This window comes from Rhizobium sp. 21-4511-3d (assembly GCF_053522545.1).
This window is the reverse complement of the sequence record NZ_JBNWCF010000003.1, coordinates 262,038-277,411: the sequence shown is the minus strand read 5'-3', so window position 1 is coordinate 277,411 and position 15,374 is coordinate 262,038. Positions and strand designations below refer to the sequence as shown.

At 61.5% G+C, this 15,374-nt stretch carries 17 protein-coding genes; 8 read left to right on the top strand and 9 right to left on the bottom strand.

Annotated elements, in window-relative coordinates:
• The first annotated feature begins 10 nt into the window (after positions 1-10).
• The 4 genes from ACQZ5H_RS09700 (at position 11) to ACQZ5H_RS09685 (ending at position 2,818) form a co-directional block, all read left to right on the top strand.
• Positions 11-1,198 (top strand): branched-chain amino acid ABC transporter permease, encoded by a 1,188-nt coding sequence (locus ACQZ5H_RS09700; RefSeq protein WP_449097506.1) that lies wholly within the window; start codon positions 11-13, stop codon positions 1,196-1,198.
• A complete protein-coding gene (locus ACQZ5H_RS09695) occupies positions 1,195-2,076 on the top strand; it encodes an alpha/beta hydrolase (RefSeq protein ID WP_449097505.1) in 882 nt (293 codons plus the stop codon). Before ACQZ5H_RS09700 ends, ACQZ5H_RS09695 begins: the two co-directional genes overlap by 4 nt.
• 165 nt (positions 2,077-2,241) lie before the next feature.
• Positions 2,242-2,454 (top strand): hypothetical protein, encoded by a 213-nt coding sequence (locus ACQZ5H_RS09690; protein ID WP_112714557.1) that lies wholly within the window; start codon positions 2,242-2,244, stop codon positions 2,452-2,454.
• A complete protein-coding gene (locus ACQZ5H_RS09685) occupies positions 2,444-2,818 on the top strand; it encodes a hypothetical protein (protein ID WP_449097504.1) in 375 nt (124 codons plus the stop codon). The genes ACQZ5H_RS09690 and ACQZ5H_RS09685 overlap by 11 nt, the downstream gene beginning before the upstream one ends.
• 24 nt (positions 2,819-2,842) lie before the next feature.
• Here the strand turns inward: ACQZ5H_RS09685 and ACQZ5H_RS09680 are convergent, their stop codons facing one another.
• Positions 2,843-3,109, bottom strand: a complete 267-nt coding sequence (locus tag ACQZ5H_RS09680) for a hypothetical protein (protein ID WP_413711996.1) — start codon at positions 3,107-3,109, stop codon at positions 2,843-2,845.
• Positions 3,110-3,147: 38 nt separating this feature from the next.
• Positions 3,148-3,300 carry a hypothetical protein gene (locus ACQZ5H_RS09675; RefSeq protein WP_449097503.1) on the bottom strand — a complete coding sequence of 51 codons (153 nt, stop codon included), beginning with the start codon at positions 3,298-3,300 and terminating at the stop codon, positions 3,148-3,150.
• Positions 3,301-3,471: 171 nt separating this feature from the next.
• Here ACQZ5H_RS09675 and ACQZ5H_RS09670 point away from each other — a divergent pair, with 171 nt between their 5' ends.
• Positions 3,472-3,732: a DUF982 domain-containing protein gene (locus ACQZ5H_RS09670; RefSeq protein WP_112714563.1), complete on the top strand. Its 261-nt coding sequence runs from the start codon at positions 3,472-3,474 to the stop codon at positions 3,730-3,732.
• Positions 3,733-4,573: 841 nt separating this feature from the next.
• Positions 4,574-5,707 (top strand): HPP family protein, encoded by a 1,134-nt coding sequence (locus ACQZ5H_RS09665; protein ID WP_449097502.1) that lies wholly within the window; start codon positions 4,574-4,576, stop codon positions 5,705-5,707.
• Here ACQZ5H_RS09665 and ACQZ5H_RS09660 read toward each other — a convergent pair.
• The 6 genes from ACQZ5H_RS09660 to ACQZ5H_RS09635 all read right to left on the bottom strand — a co-directional run bounded on the left by ACQZ5H_RS09660 (position 5,685) and on the right by ACQZ5H_RS09635 (position 12,340).
• A complete protein-coding gene (locus tag ACQZ5H_RS09660; RefSeq protein ID WP_449097501.1) occupies positions 5,685-5,987 on the bottom strand; it encodes a hypothetical protein in 303 nt (100 codons plus the stop codon). The two genes, ACQZ5H_RS09665 and ACQZ5H_RS09660, sit on opposite strands and share 23 nt — an antisense overlap.
• 154 nt (positions 5,988-6,141) lie before the next feature.
• Positions 6,142-6,891, bottom strand: a complete 750-nt coding sequence (locus tag ACQZ5H_RS09655; protein ID WP_449097657.1) for an amino acid ABC transporter ATP-binding protein — start codon at positions 6,889-6,891, stop codon at positions 6,142-6,144.
• A 14-nt stretch (positions 6,892-6,905) separates the two neighbouring features.
• Entirely contained in the window at positions 6,906-7,565 is a 660-nt protein-coding gene (locus tag ACQZ5H_RS09650) for an amino acid ABC transporter permease (protein WP_199625599.1), read from the bottom strand.
• Positions 7,566-7,575: 10 nt separating this feature from the next.
• Complete coding sequence (locus ACQZ5H_RS09645; RefSeq protein ID WP_449097656.1) at positions 7,576-8,223, bottom strand: amino acid ABC transporter permease; 648 nt, start codon at positions 8,221-8,223, stop codon at positions 7,576-7,578.
• 58 nt (positions 8,224-8,281) lie between these two features.
• The gene (locus ACQZ5H_RS09640) at positions 8,282-9,070 is read right to left on the bottom strand and encodes an ABC transporter substrate-binding protein (protein WP_449097500.1); all 789 of its coding nucleotides are present in this window, start codon (positions 9,068-9,070) and stop codon (positions 8,282-8,284) included.
• Between the two features lie 222 nt (positions 9,071-9,292).
• The gene (locus ACQZ5H_RS09635) at positions 9,293-12,340 is read right to left on the bottom strand and encodes an aminotransferase class III-fold pyridoxal phosphate-dependent enzyme (RefSeq protein ID WP_449097499.1); all 3,048 of its coding nucleotides are present in this window, start codon (positions 12,338-12,340) and stop codon (positions 9,293-9,295) included.
• A 138-nt stretch (positions 12,341-12,478) separates the two neighbouring features.
• On the opposite strand from ACQZ5H_RS09635, the gene ACQZ5H_RS09630 reads away from it, so the two are divergent.
• Complete coding sequence (locus tag ACQZ5H_RS09630) at positions 12,479-12,919, top strand: Lrp/AsnC family transcriptional regulator (RefSeq protein ID WP_112714577.1); 441 nt, start codon at positions 12,479-12,481, stop codon at positions 12,917-12,919.
• A gap of 13 nt (positions 12,920-12,932) precedes the next feature.
• On the opposite strand, the gene ACQZ5H_RS09625 is transcribed toward ACQZ5H_RS09630, so the two are convergent.
• Positions 12,933-13,859, bottom strand: coding sequence for a LysR family transcriptional regulator (locus tag ACQZ5H_RS09625; RefSeq protein WP_449097498.1), 927 nt, complete (start codon positions 13,857-13,859; stop codon positions 12,933-12,935).
• A gap of 112 nt (positions 13,860-13,971) precedes the next feature.
• Here ACQZ5H_RS09625 and hglS point away from each other — a divergent pair, with 112 nt between their 5' ends.
• Positions 13,972-15,363, top strand: a complete 1,392-nt coding sequence (hglS, locus tag ACQZ5H_RS09620; RefSeq protein WP_449097497.1) for a 2-oxoadipate dioxygenase/decarboxylase HglS — start codon at positions 13,972-13,974, stop codon at positions 15,361-15,363.
• Positions 15,364-15,374: the final 11 nt, after the last annotated feature.

The window sequence follows — 15,374 nt, the reverse complement described above, 5'->3', positions numbered from 1 at the left end:
ACCGGCACCCATGGACATCTCCAGTTCCCCCGCCATCGGCTCGCCCCCGGCAACCACCAGCCTTGCCAGACCGGCGCCGCGGCTGATCGCGGCACTCGCTTTGCTCGCCGCCTTGACGCTCGTTCCCATAGCAACCGGCGCCGACAGCTATGTCGTCCACCTGCTGATGTCGGTCTTCATCTTCGCGACGCTCGGCCACGCCTGGAACCTGATGGCCGGGTTCGGCGGCATGCTCTCCTTCGGCCAGCAGGTGTTCATCGGCCTTGCCGGCTTTTCCGAAGCCATCCTGATCTACTACGCTGCCGCGCCCATGGCAGCGGTCTGGATCTTTGCCGGCCTCGTGCCGCTGGCTTTTGCCATGCTGCTCGTCGTGCCGATGGGCTTCAAACGGCCGGTGAGGCGATCCTGGGCGCTCGGCGCCGCCCTCTGTCTTGCCGTTGGATATGAGATCGCCGTGACGCTGCGGCCTGAGCTCGATCTCTTCGGCGACGCCTTCACCCGCCGCGCCTCACTGCTGCTCTTCCTGTTTCTCGGCGCCCTGCCGCTCCTGCGGCTTCGCGGCGCGCATTTCGCCATCGCCACCTGGCTGATCGCCGAATCCGTCGCGACGATCTTCAACGGCTGGCCGCTTGCAGGCGCGGGCGGCGGCATGCAGATCAATGCCGGTGTCGATGTGCTGACGCTCTACTATCTGGCGCTCGGCCTCGCCGCCGCCGTCACGCTCGGCATCTTCCTCTCGATGCGCTCGACCTACGGACTGGCGCTGATGGCGGTGCGCGACGACGAGGAGGCGGCCGAAAGCAGCGGCATCGACGTGATGCGCATCAAGACCGCGATCTTCCTGATCAGTGCCTTCGTGACCGGGCTCGCGGCCGGGCTCTATTTCATGGACGCGATGATCATCACGCCGGCATCCGGCTTCTCGATCTCCTGGGCGTCCTACGTCGTCTTCGTCGCCGTGGCCGGCGGCATGGGAACCGTCTCCGGCCCGCTGATTGGCGCTGTCCTCTTCGTCATCGTCGACCGCATCCTCGGCCAGATGTCCGGCCAGGGCCAACTGGTGCTCGGGCTGATATCGATCGCCCTGATGCTGTTTCTGCCGCAGGGGCTCGCCGGCCTTCTCGAGCGGCGTGGCGGGCACCGCCCCGCCCTCACCCGATCGCCACAGCAACCATCCACCTCAGGAGAAGCGCAATGACACAGTTGTTTTCAGGCTACGAGACCCAGGCCGCGCTGGATGCCGCCTATGACGTCGAGGCCTCCGTTCCCGATTTCATGATCTATGCGCGCCGTTTCATGGAAGACAGCGCGGCCGCCGAAGCCGCCATCGCCGACAAGCAGCTCGGTATCGCCTACGGCCCGACGCTGATGGAGCATCTCGATCTCTACCGTCCCTCGCCTTCTCCGAAGAAGGCGCCGATCTTCGTCTTCGTTCACGGCGGCTACTGGAAATCGCTGACCTCGCGGGTCTTCTCCATGGTCGCGCCCGGACCGGTCGCAGCGGGTGCCTGTGTCGTCAACGTCACCTACGATCTCTGCCCCACCGTCGAAATCGGCGAGATCGTCCGCGAGGTCAGGGCTGCCGTCGCCTGGACCTACAGGAATGCCGAATCTTTCGGCGGCGATCCCGACAGGATCGTTGTCGGCGGGCATTCCGCCGGCGGCCACCTGACGGCCACCACGCTGCTGACCGACTGGTCGCGCTACGGCCTGCCTGACGACACGGTGAAGGCCGGTTTTGCGATCAGCGGCCTGTTCGACCTGACACCGCTTGCCGGCAGCTTCCTGCAGCCGTCGCTGAGGCTGACGCCGACAACGATCCAGAACGACAGCCCGCTGTTGAATGTCCGCAAGCTCGCCGCACCGCTTGCGCTGACCTGGGGCGATGCGGATCCGGAGGCTTTTGCCGGGCAATCCCGGCGTTTCGAGGAGGCCTGGCAAGCCAGCGGCAATCGCTCCAGCAGCTTCGTCCTGCCGAATGCAAACCACTTCGAAGTGCTGGAAGGTTTCAAGACGCGAGATGGAATAATGACCCGCACCGTCATGGATCTCTTCGACGGAAAGCTACCGCATTGAAAAGGTTGAGGCAGGTGCGGCCGGGCGGCGGATCATCCTGAAACACACCCTGTCAGTATTTACGGGATGTTCACCATGCCAGCCGCATCGGCCTTCGCAGGCCATGATTGCCGGTTAAGTGTCTAGCGAAACTCGATCCCGAGTCGCTTCAGACATAGGAACCTCATGGGCTATCTGACATCCGATGTTCAATCGCTCCTGCACGAGCTCGATCTGTTCGCAGCCGACCTTTCGAATCTGACGAAATCGGTCGAGGTGACGGCGCTCGAGCTTCGCTTTGCCATGCTGCGGGCGATGATCGAGGATAGCCTGGGCATCAACTCGTCGAACGACAATGCGGCGTCGGAAAGCCTGGATGGAGCCGGTCATGCGAGCTGACCGGATGAAAATGCGCGCCTCGCTTGCCCGCATCCACGCCGATGCCCGGCACATGCCGCTGACGCAGCTGTCGCTGGAGACGGCCGCCTTCATCGCCGAGCTGGAGCGTGTCGCCATATCGCTGCCGGGCATGACCGATATCGGCAAACGCGACGAACTGACCAAGGTCTGCGAGGCGGGGTTCGAGCTGTCGGGAAAGCTCGACGACGGGACGCCGGGAGCGGGTGAATTCGAGGATGCCATCACCGGATTGGGCATGATGCAGGCGAGCGATAGCGAGCTGTTGGAAGCCATCGTCGGCGTCGCGCAATCGGCTCTCGCCCTGCTGACGGCCAGGGATGGTCGCGCCGACGGGGCGCGCTAATCAGCCCGCCACATCAGGCGCCACCTATTCGATGACCGCCAGACGCGTCCCGAATTTTTCCGCGAGCGCCCGGCATTCGGCGCAATCGAGCATCAGCTCTCCCATCACAACCTTGGCGCCGCGATGCTCGCAGGCGGCCTTTTCCAGGCTGGCCACATGCAGGATCGCGTTGCCGAGCAGCATGTTGCACGGGCTCTCCTCGAGATCGTCGCCATGCACATTGTGAAGATGGACGCCCGAGACCGTCGCCAGCCAGTCGCGCTTCATCAGAACTTCTTCGTCGTCGACCACTGCACTATCCTCCTTGAGCAACCGGACGATCGCAAACGTCAGCCATGGCGCTTGAAATACTGCACCTCGCGCTCATGCTTCTCGGCGGCCTCGCGGGTCTCGAACGTCCCGAGATTGCGCCGCTTGTGGGTCCTCGGATCGACCTTGCGGGAATAAAGCCGGTATTCGCCGGATTTCAGCTTGCGGATCATGGTCATCTCCTCTGCATTCCATAAATTCGCGGAATGGCCTCCCGGTTCCCGACTACGGCATGGACAACCGCTTAGCGCCTCCTTAATCATGCTGCGAATGCGGAGATTTCCGGCTTTGACGCTGTGACGGTGTACTCTGTATGGTTTTCCTGTCCTGGTTGAGGGCTGGACATGAGTACACGCCGTTGGGAAATGCCGGTTCTGGTCGCCTGCAAGCGAACGGGCGACATGCATATCGTGGCGACGACAGCAGAGGCGCTGGCCATCCTGCTGAACGCATGGCCGGTTTCGAACGGCCGCGCCTTCATGGAAGCACTGCAGATCTGCTCGGATGTCGAGGCCGGGCTGCGCACGCCGCTGGAAGCGAGGCTGAGCTTCATCTCCGCCGCCTCCGAGGCAGGCGTCCCGATCGAAGCGCCTGCCGTCGTCTAGGTCCTGTTGACAAAGTGTTTTTGCCAATGCGACCGTAGGGTGGCGGGGATACCATGACGGCACTTAGAGTCTATGACCTCAAAGATCACGTTCTTGCGTTTGATCTCAGAGACTTGCTGCGACTTTTGGCCCCTCGTTCTTTAGAAGCATGCTGGGTGGTCTCGACAGTCAAGTCGTCCAAGCCGGGGCACGAGTGGTTTGAGGCTACCGGTGAAGGGGGTGAACGGCTTGAGGGGTTGGCGCAAGACGATGGCCGGCTTTCGGGCTCTGATTTAGCCGCCATAGCTGAGAATACACAACAGGTTATCTGGGGAGAGTTTGTTGGCTCGGAACCCACGCAGTCAGAAAGGCCGTGGGTGATAATTCGGGCGATCGATAGCACGTTCTATGAGATCGATTCGGATGACGAGACGGTGCTGAGTAAAATTAGCTCGACCTACAAAGACGTCCGAACGGGGGAGGCTCCGATTACGTCATGTCTCCTGGACCATGGCGACGGATGATGGCAGCCAGGCGCGAACGGCGGCCAGAGCAAGAAAAGTCATGAACGACCTCGCCGTAAAAGCAGTCTTGAACTGCGCGCTTCGGACCAAGGGCAGTCGCCGCAAGACAGGAAGATGCGTCACCTAGTCCTGGTTCTCTGGCACAGCAGGTCTTGATCGCGTTCTCATTTCGAGAATAGAAGAGCCTCGACAGTTGAGATGCCTGGCCGATGCGGCGGTTTATTCCCTATCACCGTTGATCCCCTTAGCGGCTTCAAGGACCTGCTCCTTACCGCACCATCCGCCTCCCCGGCACAGATTTCTCACTGAAGACAGCAATTCATCTGACAGGCCGATCCATGCCCCCTAAAGGACCGCGCGACGCAGCGAGCAAGCGCTCCCTATCATCCAGGCTCTTCCACCCCATGCTGGCGGGCGCGACGCTTCGCGACCGGCTTCTTGCCTGTCTCGGGGCGCTGGTGGCGATCGCGCTCACCGGGCTTATGTGCGGATTGCTGTTTGGCGAAGGATCGCATCTGCCGCTGATCGTTGCGCCGATGGGCGCCTCCGCCGTGCTTCTCTTTGCCGTGCCGGCGAGTCCGCTGGCGCAGCCCTGGTCGATCATCGGCGGCAATACCATCTCGGCGATCATGGGCGTTGCCGCCGCCAGCCTGATCAAGGATCCGATCATCGCCACCGGCGTCGGCGTGTCCCTGGCGATCGCCGCCATGTCCTTCACCCGCTGCCTGCATCCGCCGGGCGGTGCTGCGGCTTTGACGGCCGTTCTCGGCGGGCCTGTCGTCGCGAGCTGGGGAATGCTGTTTCCCTTCGTGCCGGTGGCGCTGAACTCCTGCCTGCTGGTGGCGATCGGCCTGCTGTTCCACAAGCTGTCGCGCCACAACTATCCGCATGTTGCCGCCGCCCCTGTGAACACGCACCTGACGGCCGATCCGCCGGCAGCCGAGCGCACCGGATTTCGTGACGAGGATATCGATGCGGCGCTCGCCGCCTTGAACGAAGCCTTCGACATCGATCGCGCCGATCTCGGCCGCGTGCTGCGCCGCGTCGAATTCGAGGCCGTTGCCCGCTCGAACGCCGAAATCACCTGCGCCGACATCATGTCGCGCGACGTCATCGCCATCGATTTCGATGGTACCGTCGAGCAGGCCCGATGGCTGCTCCTCCACCACAATATCCGCACGCTGCCGGTCAGGGACGCCGAGAGGCGGCTGATCGGAACGGTCGGCCTGCGCGAAATCGCGCTCCTGCCGGGTTCACTGGAGGGGCAGATTTCGGAAGCGGTCACCGCCCGCGCCGAAGACCGCGCCTTCGATCTCCTGCCACTTCTGACCGATGGCCGCACCCACGCCGTCATCATCGTCGACGACAACAGTCATATCCTCGGGCTGATCTCGCAAACCGATCTGCTGAGCGCCGTCGCCCGGTCGCTTCCGAAGAAAGAGGGACCGCCTATCTCAGCGCAACGTAGCTGAGCAGGCAGGCGACCGACAAGGCGGCCGTCATCCGCGGATTGTCCTGATCGAAGACCAACGCCACCAGAAGGCCACCGCCGATGGCGACGGCCGCATACCACAGCCCCCGATCGGAAACCGCCAGCGCGAGCGCCACCAGAAATACCGCACTCGCCACCATCGTCACCGGCGAGGACTGCTCGGCAATCTCGCCTTTCGCAAGATATGGCAGGCTGAACCGGCGCAGGCTGAGGCCAAGTGCTGCGGCAAGAAGCAGGCAGGTTATCGCAAGGTTGAACATGGGCACCCATCGATCTGTCGATATCAGATCGAAGCAAGCGCCGTGCCACCCCTCTAATCCCGGTGTTTTCCGCCTTTGGCGGCCGGAGGCTGACTATTTCGCCAGCAGGGCGCGCCTTTTTTCGGCAGGCGAGCCTCCACCGCGAGCGTGATCCTTATCTGTCGTGCAGATGCTTCTTCAGAAATGAGCGGGTTCGATCCTGCGCCGGATTCTGGAAGATCTGCTGCGGCGTCCCTTCCTCGACGACGACACCGCCGTCCATGAAGACGATCCGGTCAGCGACTTCGCCGGCGAAGCGCATTTCATGGGTCACGATCAACATCGTCATGTGCTCGGCAGCGAGCTGTTTCATCACGGCGTTGACCTCATCCACCAGCTCGGGATCCAGCGCCGATGTCGCCTCGTCGAAAAGCATCACCTTCGGCTGCATGGCCAGCGCTCTGGCAATGGCCACGCGTTGCTTCTGGCCACCCGACAGGCGGGACGGATATTCATCGATCTTGTCCGCAAGCCCGACCTTCGACAGCAGACCGAGCGCGAGCTCCCGGGCCGCCAGCTTCGAAAGGCCTTTGAGCTTGATCGGCCCAAGCGCGATATTCTCGAAAACCGTCAGATGCGGGAACAGATTGAAGTGCTGGAATACCATGCCCATCTGCTGGCGCACGGCATTGATATGCTTCTCGAAGGCTTGCCCCTTAAGCGGCCTGTTCACCTGCTCGCCGTCCAGCCAGATCTCTCCGGCGTTGAGCAATTCGAGCTGATTGATCGATCGCAGAAGCGTGCTTTTTCCTGACCCGCTGGGGCCGATGATCGCGATGATCTGGCCCCGCGACACAGAGAGGTCGATACCCTTGAGGACCTCCAGCGGCCCATATGCCTTCCGGGCACCTTTGACCTCGACCATAAGCTTTGCGATGCTCACCGTGACATCTCCACCTTGATTTCAAGAAATTGCAGGCCGGCTTCGAGAACAAGATTGGCCGCGTAATAGATGGCGGCGACAGTCAGGTAGAATTCGAACGGGCTGTAGGTCTCGCTGATAGCGAGCTGTGCGCTGTAAACCAGTTCGGCAATGCCGATGATGGAGACCAGCGATGTGTCCTTCAGGAGAACGATCAGGTTGTTTCCGATGGGCGCAATCGTCCGGCGCAGCGCCTGCGGAACGATAACGTAGCGCTGTGCCTGACCGCGGCTAAGCCCGATCGAACGGGCGCCTTCCATTTGTCCTGCGTCGACAGACAATATTCCGGCTCTGAAGACGTCGGCATTGTAGACGGCAAAATGCAGGCTGAGGCCGATGATACCGGCGCCGATCGCCGGAATGTCGATGCCGACCTGCACCAGACCGTAATAGATCAGATAGAGCTGCAGAAGCAGCGGCGTTCCCATGAGAAGCCAGGTCAGAAAGCGAACCGGCAAGGCCCAGAACCACGGGGCGTAAAGCAGCACGAGCGCAAAGCCAATGCCGAAGGTAAGGCTCAGTATGCTTGAGCCGACGAACATGACGAGTGTCCACCACAAGCCGGTCGCAAGAAGCCCGGCATAGGGCGTAACGATGGAGAAATCCAGATTCTGCATATCGGCGTCCTCACCTTGCCGCGAAACGCTGATCAAGGCGATCGACGACCAACCGGACCGCATAGACCATGACGATGTAAAGCACCGCGGATACCGAGAAGATTTCGAACGGCTTGTAGGTTGAACTGATGAACCGCTGGGCGGTGTAAGTCAGCTCCACGACGGAGATCGATGACACCAAGGCAGATCCCTTGATCAGCCCCACGGCGTTCACGCCGAGCGGTCTGATCATCAGGCGCGCCGCCTGGGGCAGCACCACGAGCCTGAGTGTCGCAGCCCGCCCAAATCCGATCGATCGGGCGGCTTCCGACTGGCCACGGTCGACATTCTCGATGGCTCCGCGGATGGATTCCGCCATGTACGCGGCAATGTTCAGGCCGAGGCCGATCACGCCGGCGACGAAAGGGTCAAGCTCCAGGCCCATTTGCGGTCCGCCAAAATAGATGACGAAGAGCTGAACCAGGCAGGGCGTGCCGCGGAAGACACTCACGTAGAGCCTCGAAAGGCACCGGACAGCAAGAAAATCGGAAAGCCGGAGAGCGACCAGCGCGATCGCGACCAGGAATCCGAGCAGAATTGAAAGACAAGATATCTGCACCGTCACCCACGCAGCCTCCAAAAAGAAGGGGAGGACGCGCTGCATAAGCGCCAAATCCATAGAAACGCTCCGAAAAGTCGAATGGTCAGGGCCGGAATTGATCCGGCCCTTATCGGGATCAGCGGATGTCGCGGCCAATCCACTGCATCGAGATCTTTTCGTAGGCGCCGTCCGCCTGCATGTCCTCAAGGACCTTTTGCATCTTGGCCTTGAGCTCAGGGTTGTTCTTGCGGATCGCAATACCGAGAGCTTCGCGGCCACCTTCGATGTTCGGGGTATCGAGGATGCGAACCTTCTGGCCCGTTTCCTTGACAGCGACCATGACGGGGATGCTGTCCATGACGAGCGCATCGATGCGTCCGGCATCAAGGTCGACGAGCATTTCGGGAAGACCCTTGTAGGTGCGCACGGTCAGATTGCCCTGGGCTCGCGCCCACTTGTCGTGGGAATCACCGAGCGTGACACCGACCGTCTTGCCGGCGAGTTCTTCAAGCTTCTGGATCGGCGAGTCCGCCTTGACGACGATCGTGCGGCCGGCGTGGTAGTGAGGTCCGACAAAGTCGACTGCTTTTTCGCGCTCGGGAGTGATCGTCATGGACGCGACGATTGCGTCATACTTCTTGGCCAGAAGGCCGGCGATGATGCCGTCGAATGGCGTCGTGACGATCTTCGCCTTGACGCCCATGCGCTCTGCCATGGCCTCGCTGATCGAGGCGTCAAAGCCAACGATCTCGTTCTTGTCGTTCGCGAAGCTGAACGGCGGATACTGGCCGCTCATCGCAACGCGAAGGTCGCCTGAATCCTGAATCGTCTTCAGTTCGTCGGCCGATGCCGGCGACGTTGAAAATGCGGCTGCAACCGCGATAGCGGCGACCGCTATAAAACTTTTAAACCTATGATTGGGCACGTCATATCTCCTCTGGGATTATTTTATTTCGTTCTTGTGGGTCTCACCGGGCAACCGTCACCCGAAGAGTTTTGCATGGCGGTTTTCCATGGGCATCCGGCAAGATGTCAGTCGGGCTGACACATTGCCGGAAACGACCGGCACTTTGCCGGCCGATGCTATGGGCGCGATGCAAGGTCCCGGCGCCGGCCAAGCGACGCCGGATAGGCTGGACTTTCCGCTCTATTTCAGGGCTGCTTCGAAGCTCGCGCTCAACACGTCGAGCAGGTGGTCGGCATTGGCCTGCGAAAAGACCATCGGCGGCCGCATTTTCAGGACGTTGTCGTGCGGCCCTTCCGTTCCCATCAGGATCCCACGTTCGCGCGCCCCGTCGTTGATCTTCCTTGCCAGGTCCGTCGCCGGAGCTTTCGTCTTGCGATCAACGACCAGTTCGATACCAAGGAACAGCCCCAGCCCGCGCACGTCGCCGATGATGTCGAAACGCTGCTGCATCTTGCGGAAGCCATCGAGCAGATAGTTTCCGACGCTGAGAGCATTCTCCCGCAGGCGGTCGCGCTCGATCGCATTCAGCACGGCGAGCCCGATCGCACACGACACCGGATTTCCGGCGAACGTATTGAAATACTCCATGCCGTTGTTGAAACTGTCCGCCACTTCGCGTGTCGTCACCACGGCCGACATCGGGTGGCCATTGCCGATCGGCTTGCCCATCGAGACGATGTCGGGGACGACATCCTGCGTTTCAAAGGCCCACCAGTGGCTTCCGACCCGGCCAAAACCCACCTGGACCTCATCGGCCAGGCAAAGGCCGCCTGCGGCCCGGACCATGGCATAGACTTCCTTGAGATAGCCGTCCGGCAAAAAGACCTGACCGGCGACGCTCGGAATGGATTCCGCAATGAAGAAGCCCGGGGAGCGCCCGTCTCTGCGCATCGCTTCGATATGATCCGCAACACTCTGCGCGAAACGCTTGGCGTGCTCGGCATGGGGCCAGCTTTCGGGTGCGTGGTAGCTGTCTGGAATGACCGCTTCATAGACGTGGTCGGGCCGTCCCTTGCCGCCCTTGCGCTTATACTTGTAGGCGCTGAGATCGATCAGTTCCTGCGTTGTGCCGTGATAGGCCCAGTCGAGGACGATAGCCTCGTTGTGGCCCGTATGATTGCGCGCCATGCGCAGCATCAGGCTATTGGCTTCGCTGCCCGAGCAAGCGAAGGAAGCAACAGCGAGGCCCGCGGGCAGCGTCGCCGTCAGCCGCTCGGCATATTCAACGATGTTATCGTGAAGATAGCGCGTATTGGTGTTGAGCACGGCTGCCTGACGTGAGACCGCCTCGACGACATCCGGATGGCTATGGCCGAGATGGCATACGTTGTTGAAGCAATCGAGATAGGCGCGGCCGAAATTGTCGATCAGCCATGCGCCTTCACCACGCACGAACTTGATCGGCTCGGAATAGGAAATCGACAGGTTGGGAAGCAGAAGTTCCCGGCGCTTGGAAATGATTTCTTCCCTCGTTCGCCCGGTCTGACCGAATGCTTCCGGCGGAATCTTGGTGAGCGCCGCGACATCGGGAAAGAGGTCTTCCCAGACGTCGAGATAGGCAGCCTCGCCGACGCCGATAATCTCGGCCGCGGTCAATTCGGTATCTGATGATACCTGGAAGTGGAGATGGGGCGTCCAGCCGCCATTCTCGCCGATGCCACCCATGTAGCCGACAAGGTCACCGGCCTCGAGCCGATCGCCGGGCTTGAGGCGTTCGAGGGCTTCATGGGCCATGTGCCCCCAAAGCGTGTTGAAAGGCGGACATCCTTCTGGCCTGTGCTCAAGCAGGACCAAGCCGCCGTAGCCGAGAGGTTCGCGCTCGACCTCGACACTCTTCACAGTCGCCGCAAGGGGGGTAAAGAGCGGCGTTTGCGCCGGCATGAACAGATCGACGCCGAGATGGTGAATTCGCCGCTTGCCTTCGATGAAGCGCGATTCAAAGGCCTTGTCTGTGTAGACGGTTCTCGCCTCGCCCCAGGGGCCGATACCGAGCGTGACCTTGTGGCGCGCCGAGAAGTCGTCCCACCATTTTGTCGCCTCTTCGGGACGCTGCTCCGCCGAGGCGACGGTCATCACATGCGCGGGATCGCCATAAGGCACGATTGCCTTGGTCATCTGCGCCGCCGCAGGGCGAACGACATCCGCGAACGACCTGCTATTGTCAGAAATCCAGCGGCGCACCGCGCCGGCACCCTCGATGGCATCGAAGCCGCAGGCTTTCCGGAGGATCGCTGTCGCAAGGCGCGGGTTCATCGCATCCATCTTTTCAAGCAATCGCCAGGCCGGTGCCTCGCTGATCGCCAGATACGGATTGTCGCCGGTCTGCTCGTGACGCGACGCCGAGAAGGTCACGCTGGTGACGAGGCGCATTGCGATCAGGTTGAACAGGACGTCGATTTCCTCAGCCTGAAGCGGATAACGCTCATGGAATCCCGCAGCCAGAGTAGCGGCCGCGCCGATCGGGTCTTCCATGTCGAGAATGGCGTAGGCACAGGCAATGGCGACTTCGGCGATGAGGACGGTGTGGACGGCATCGCCGAAATCGATGACGCCGGAAATCCGCTGATGGTCATGCTCGTCGACGAGAATGTTCCAGTCGTTGGCGTCGTTGTGGATGACCTGCGACCGCAGACGCGAGAGCTTCGGTTCGACCTTGTCTTCGAAGGCCGCAATGAAGCGCTCGAGGATCGCCCGCCGGCTCTCGTCCCTGATAAAGTGTAGACGCTGACGCGCGCGCTTGGCATGACGCAGATCCCAATCCAGATCGCGCAGGGCACCCGGATGAATGAAGCCTTGAAGAGCGCGGTCCAGCTCGCCCAGCGAGCGGCCAAAACTACGCATGAGCTCGGTCGTCCTGCCGACCTCCGCAAGCGGCTTGCCGGCCAGCCAGCCGACCAGCCGCACGGCATGTGCCTCGCCATTGGCAGCAACCGTGCTGGCCAGAAAATCGCCCGCGCGGCTCTCCTTGAGGTGCGGCACCATGAGGTCCGGTGCTGCCCGGCCAAGATGATGAAGAAGAGCGGTCTGGAACTCGCTTTCGATCTTTGGTTCGGTCGAGTTGACGATCTTCAGGATCCAGCCGGCGTCGATCTCCGTCTTGATGCGGTAGTTGCGATCACGCTCGCTATCAAGAGGCGAAGCGGTTCCCTCAACCCCGAATATATCCTTGGCGAGACGTTCCGCATCATCAGGAGAAAACTGTGGCGCCGGATGGGAAAGATCGGTCATAGTCGTTGTTTTTCCAAGCTATTTCTTATTCGAACAACTTGGCATGCAATGTGTTTTGAGGCATCAAGTAAGCTGTCGGATCGAACCGGCATATTGTCGGGATGGACCGACATATGTCCGGTCCTGAGGAGGATGGGCATGCGTGAGCTCGACGTCAAAGATCGCGAGATACTCCAGATCCTGTCCAAGGAAGCGCGTATCGCTCTGAAGACTTTGGCCGGAAGAATCGGGCTGTCGCGCAGCGCGACGAGCGAGCGTGTGACGAATCTCGAGCGCAGCGGCATTATCAGGGGCTATCGCGCCGACATTGGCGAGATCGATGCCAATGTCATCCGGGCGATCTTGCTGGTCAGCCTGAAGCGGACGCCCGCCCTCGGTCTGCTCGATCTGCTTGCTCGCAATACGCAGGTTCGCCGTGTTTCCTCGGTCAGCGGTCAGCTCGACCTTATAATAGAGTTGGAAGCAGCCTCGATCGACGATCTCAATCGTATCCGCGATATGATCGCCAGCCACGAGACGGTCGACGACATCACCACGGCGGTCGTGCTGCGCCGGGATATCGATCGCGAGACGCGCTAGTCGTCAGACAGCGCTATTCCGCGCGGGGCACACCTGCGGCCACCGGCTCATCCGCGCCCACCTCCGACAAAAGCCAGCCTTGGAACTCCTCCGCCACGGGATGGCTCTGCTTTTCCTCGGGGCGGACGACGTAGTAGGCGTTTTCGGTGCGCATCGTCGTCGCCAGCAGCGGGGCGAGGAGGCCGGAGCGCAGTTCTTCCTCGATCAGGTAGGTCGGCAGCAGGGCGGCGCCGAGGCCGGATATGGCGGCAGAGACCATCATCGAGAACTGGTCGAAACGCAGGCCGTGATAGGCGTTTTCGATCCCGAGCTCCTGCAAGCGGGAGAAATCGGACCACAGCTTCGGGCGGGTGGTCAGATGCAGAAGCGGCATTTGCGTGAAGTCCGGGCGGCCGTCGACTCGGTACTGCTTGGCGAGCTCGGCGCTTGCGGCCGGGATCACGGTTTCGTCGCAGAGGAAGACCGGAGTGCCGCCCGCCCAGACCGGCAGGCCGTAATGGATGGCGAGATCGAAGCTGTCTTCCATGAAGCTGAACGGCTTGGAGCGGGATTCGATCGTCAGCGACACATCGGGGCAACGCGCCAGAAAGCGGCCGAGCCGCGGCACCAACCATTTCGCCCCGAATGTCGGCAGGGTCGCAACCTTCAGCGTGGCGCGCATGCGCCCGGCGGCGGCCGCATCGATCATCAGCCGCTCTGAACGCGACAGAAGATCCCGGACCTCCGGAAGCAACCGGCGTCCGGCCTCCGACAGGATGACCCGCTGGCGTATCCGTTCGAACAGCTTCAGCCCCGTCTGCTTTTCGAGATCGGCGATCTGGCGGCTGATGGCGCTCTGCGTCAGGTTCAGCTCCTCGGCGGCGCGCGAAAAATTTCCATGCCGTGCGGCACATTCGAAAGCCTGCAACGTGACGATATCGGGGACCAGGCTTCTACGCATATCATTCCGTTTCGGCATCAAGTTAGGTGTAGATTTCACAACATGAGACTATATGGACGGAATATAGTGCATTTCGAGCATGAAGTCCTATCGTTTTCGAAGGTTGAGCAAAATGACGAAGCACGTCACGTCGAGCGAAATCCGGTCGTCCTTTTCCGCGGCCATGTCGGCCATGTACCGCACCGAGGTTCCCGCTTACGGAACGCTGATGGACCTGGTCGCCCGCGTCAATGACGAGGCCCTCTCCGCCGAGCCGGAACTCAAGACGCGCCTTCAAGCGACCGACAATCTGGAGCGCATTTCCGAGGAGCGCCACGGCGCGATCCGTCTCGGAACGGCTGAAGAACTGGCGATGATGCGTCGCGTCTTTGCCGTCATGGGCATGTATCCGGTCGGCTATTACGATCTCTCGACTGCAGGCGTTCCGGTTCATTCGACCGCCTTCCGGCCGGTCGGCGACGCCGCGCTGAAGCGCAATCCCTTCCGCGTCTTCACCTCGCTGCTCCGCCTCGATCTCATTGCCGACGCTGAGCTGCGCGAGGAAGCGGCAAAGATCCTGGCGACCCGCCGCATCTTCACCGATGAGGCGATCGAGCTGACGAAGAAAGCCGAAGAGAACGGCGGGCTGACCAAGGACGATGCCGATCGTTTCGTGGCTGCCGTGCTCGAAACCTTCCGCTGGCACGACAAGGCGATCGTCGATGTCGCGATGTACCATCGTCTGCATGACGCGCACCGCCTGATTGCCGACGTCGTCTCCTTTAAGGGCCCGCATATCAATCACCTGACGCCGCGCACGCTCGATATCGACAAGGTGCAGAGCCTGATGCCCGACTACGGCATTGCGCCCAAGGCGGTTGTCGAGGGTCCGCCGACCCGGCGCTGCGCCATTCTGCTGCGCCAGACATCGTTCAAGGCGCTCGAAGAAGCGGTCGCCTTTTCGGATGGCAAGGGCGGCTGGCAGACCGGCTCGCATACGGCGCGTTTCGGCGAGATCGAACAGCGCGGCATTGCGTTGACGCCGAAGGGCCGCGGCCTCTACGACCAGCTTCTGGAGCAGTCGCGCAAGGTCGTGCGCCCGGCGGCCGACGGTTCGAATGCCGATGCCTACGAGGCAGCGCTTGCCGCCACCTTCGAGGCCTTCCCGGACGATTGGGCGACGATCCGCACCGAAGGGCTCGGCTATTTCAGCTATTCGCTGACCGAAAAGGGCATGAAGGCATCGACGGATGCGGCCGACATCGAAACGCTGGTTTCGGACGGTCTCGTCCAGTTCGACCCGATCGTCTACGAAGACTTCCTGCCGGTCAGCGCCGCCGGGATTTTCCAGTCCAATCTCGGCGACGGCGCGCAACAGGAATTCGTCGCCAGCCCCAACCAGCAGCGCTTCGAGACCGATCTCGGCGCCAAGGTTCTCAACGAATTCGATCACTATGCAGGGATCGAGCAAGCATCGATCGACGAATGCCTTTCGAGGCTCTCGCGCCGCCCCGCAGCTCAGTAATCGTCAACACA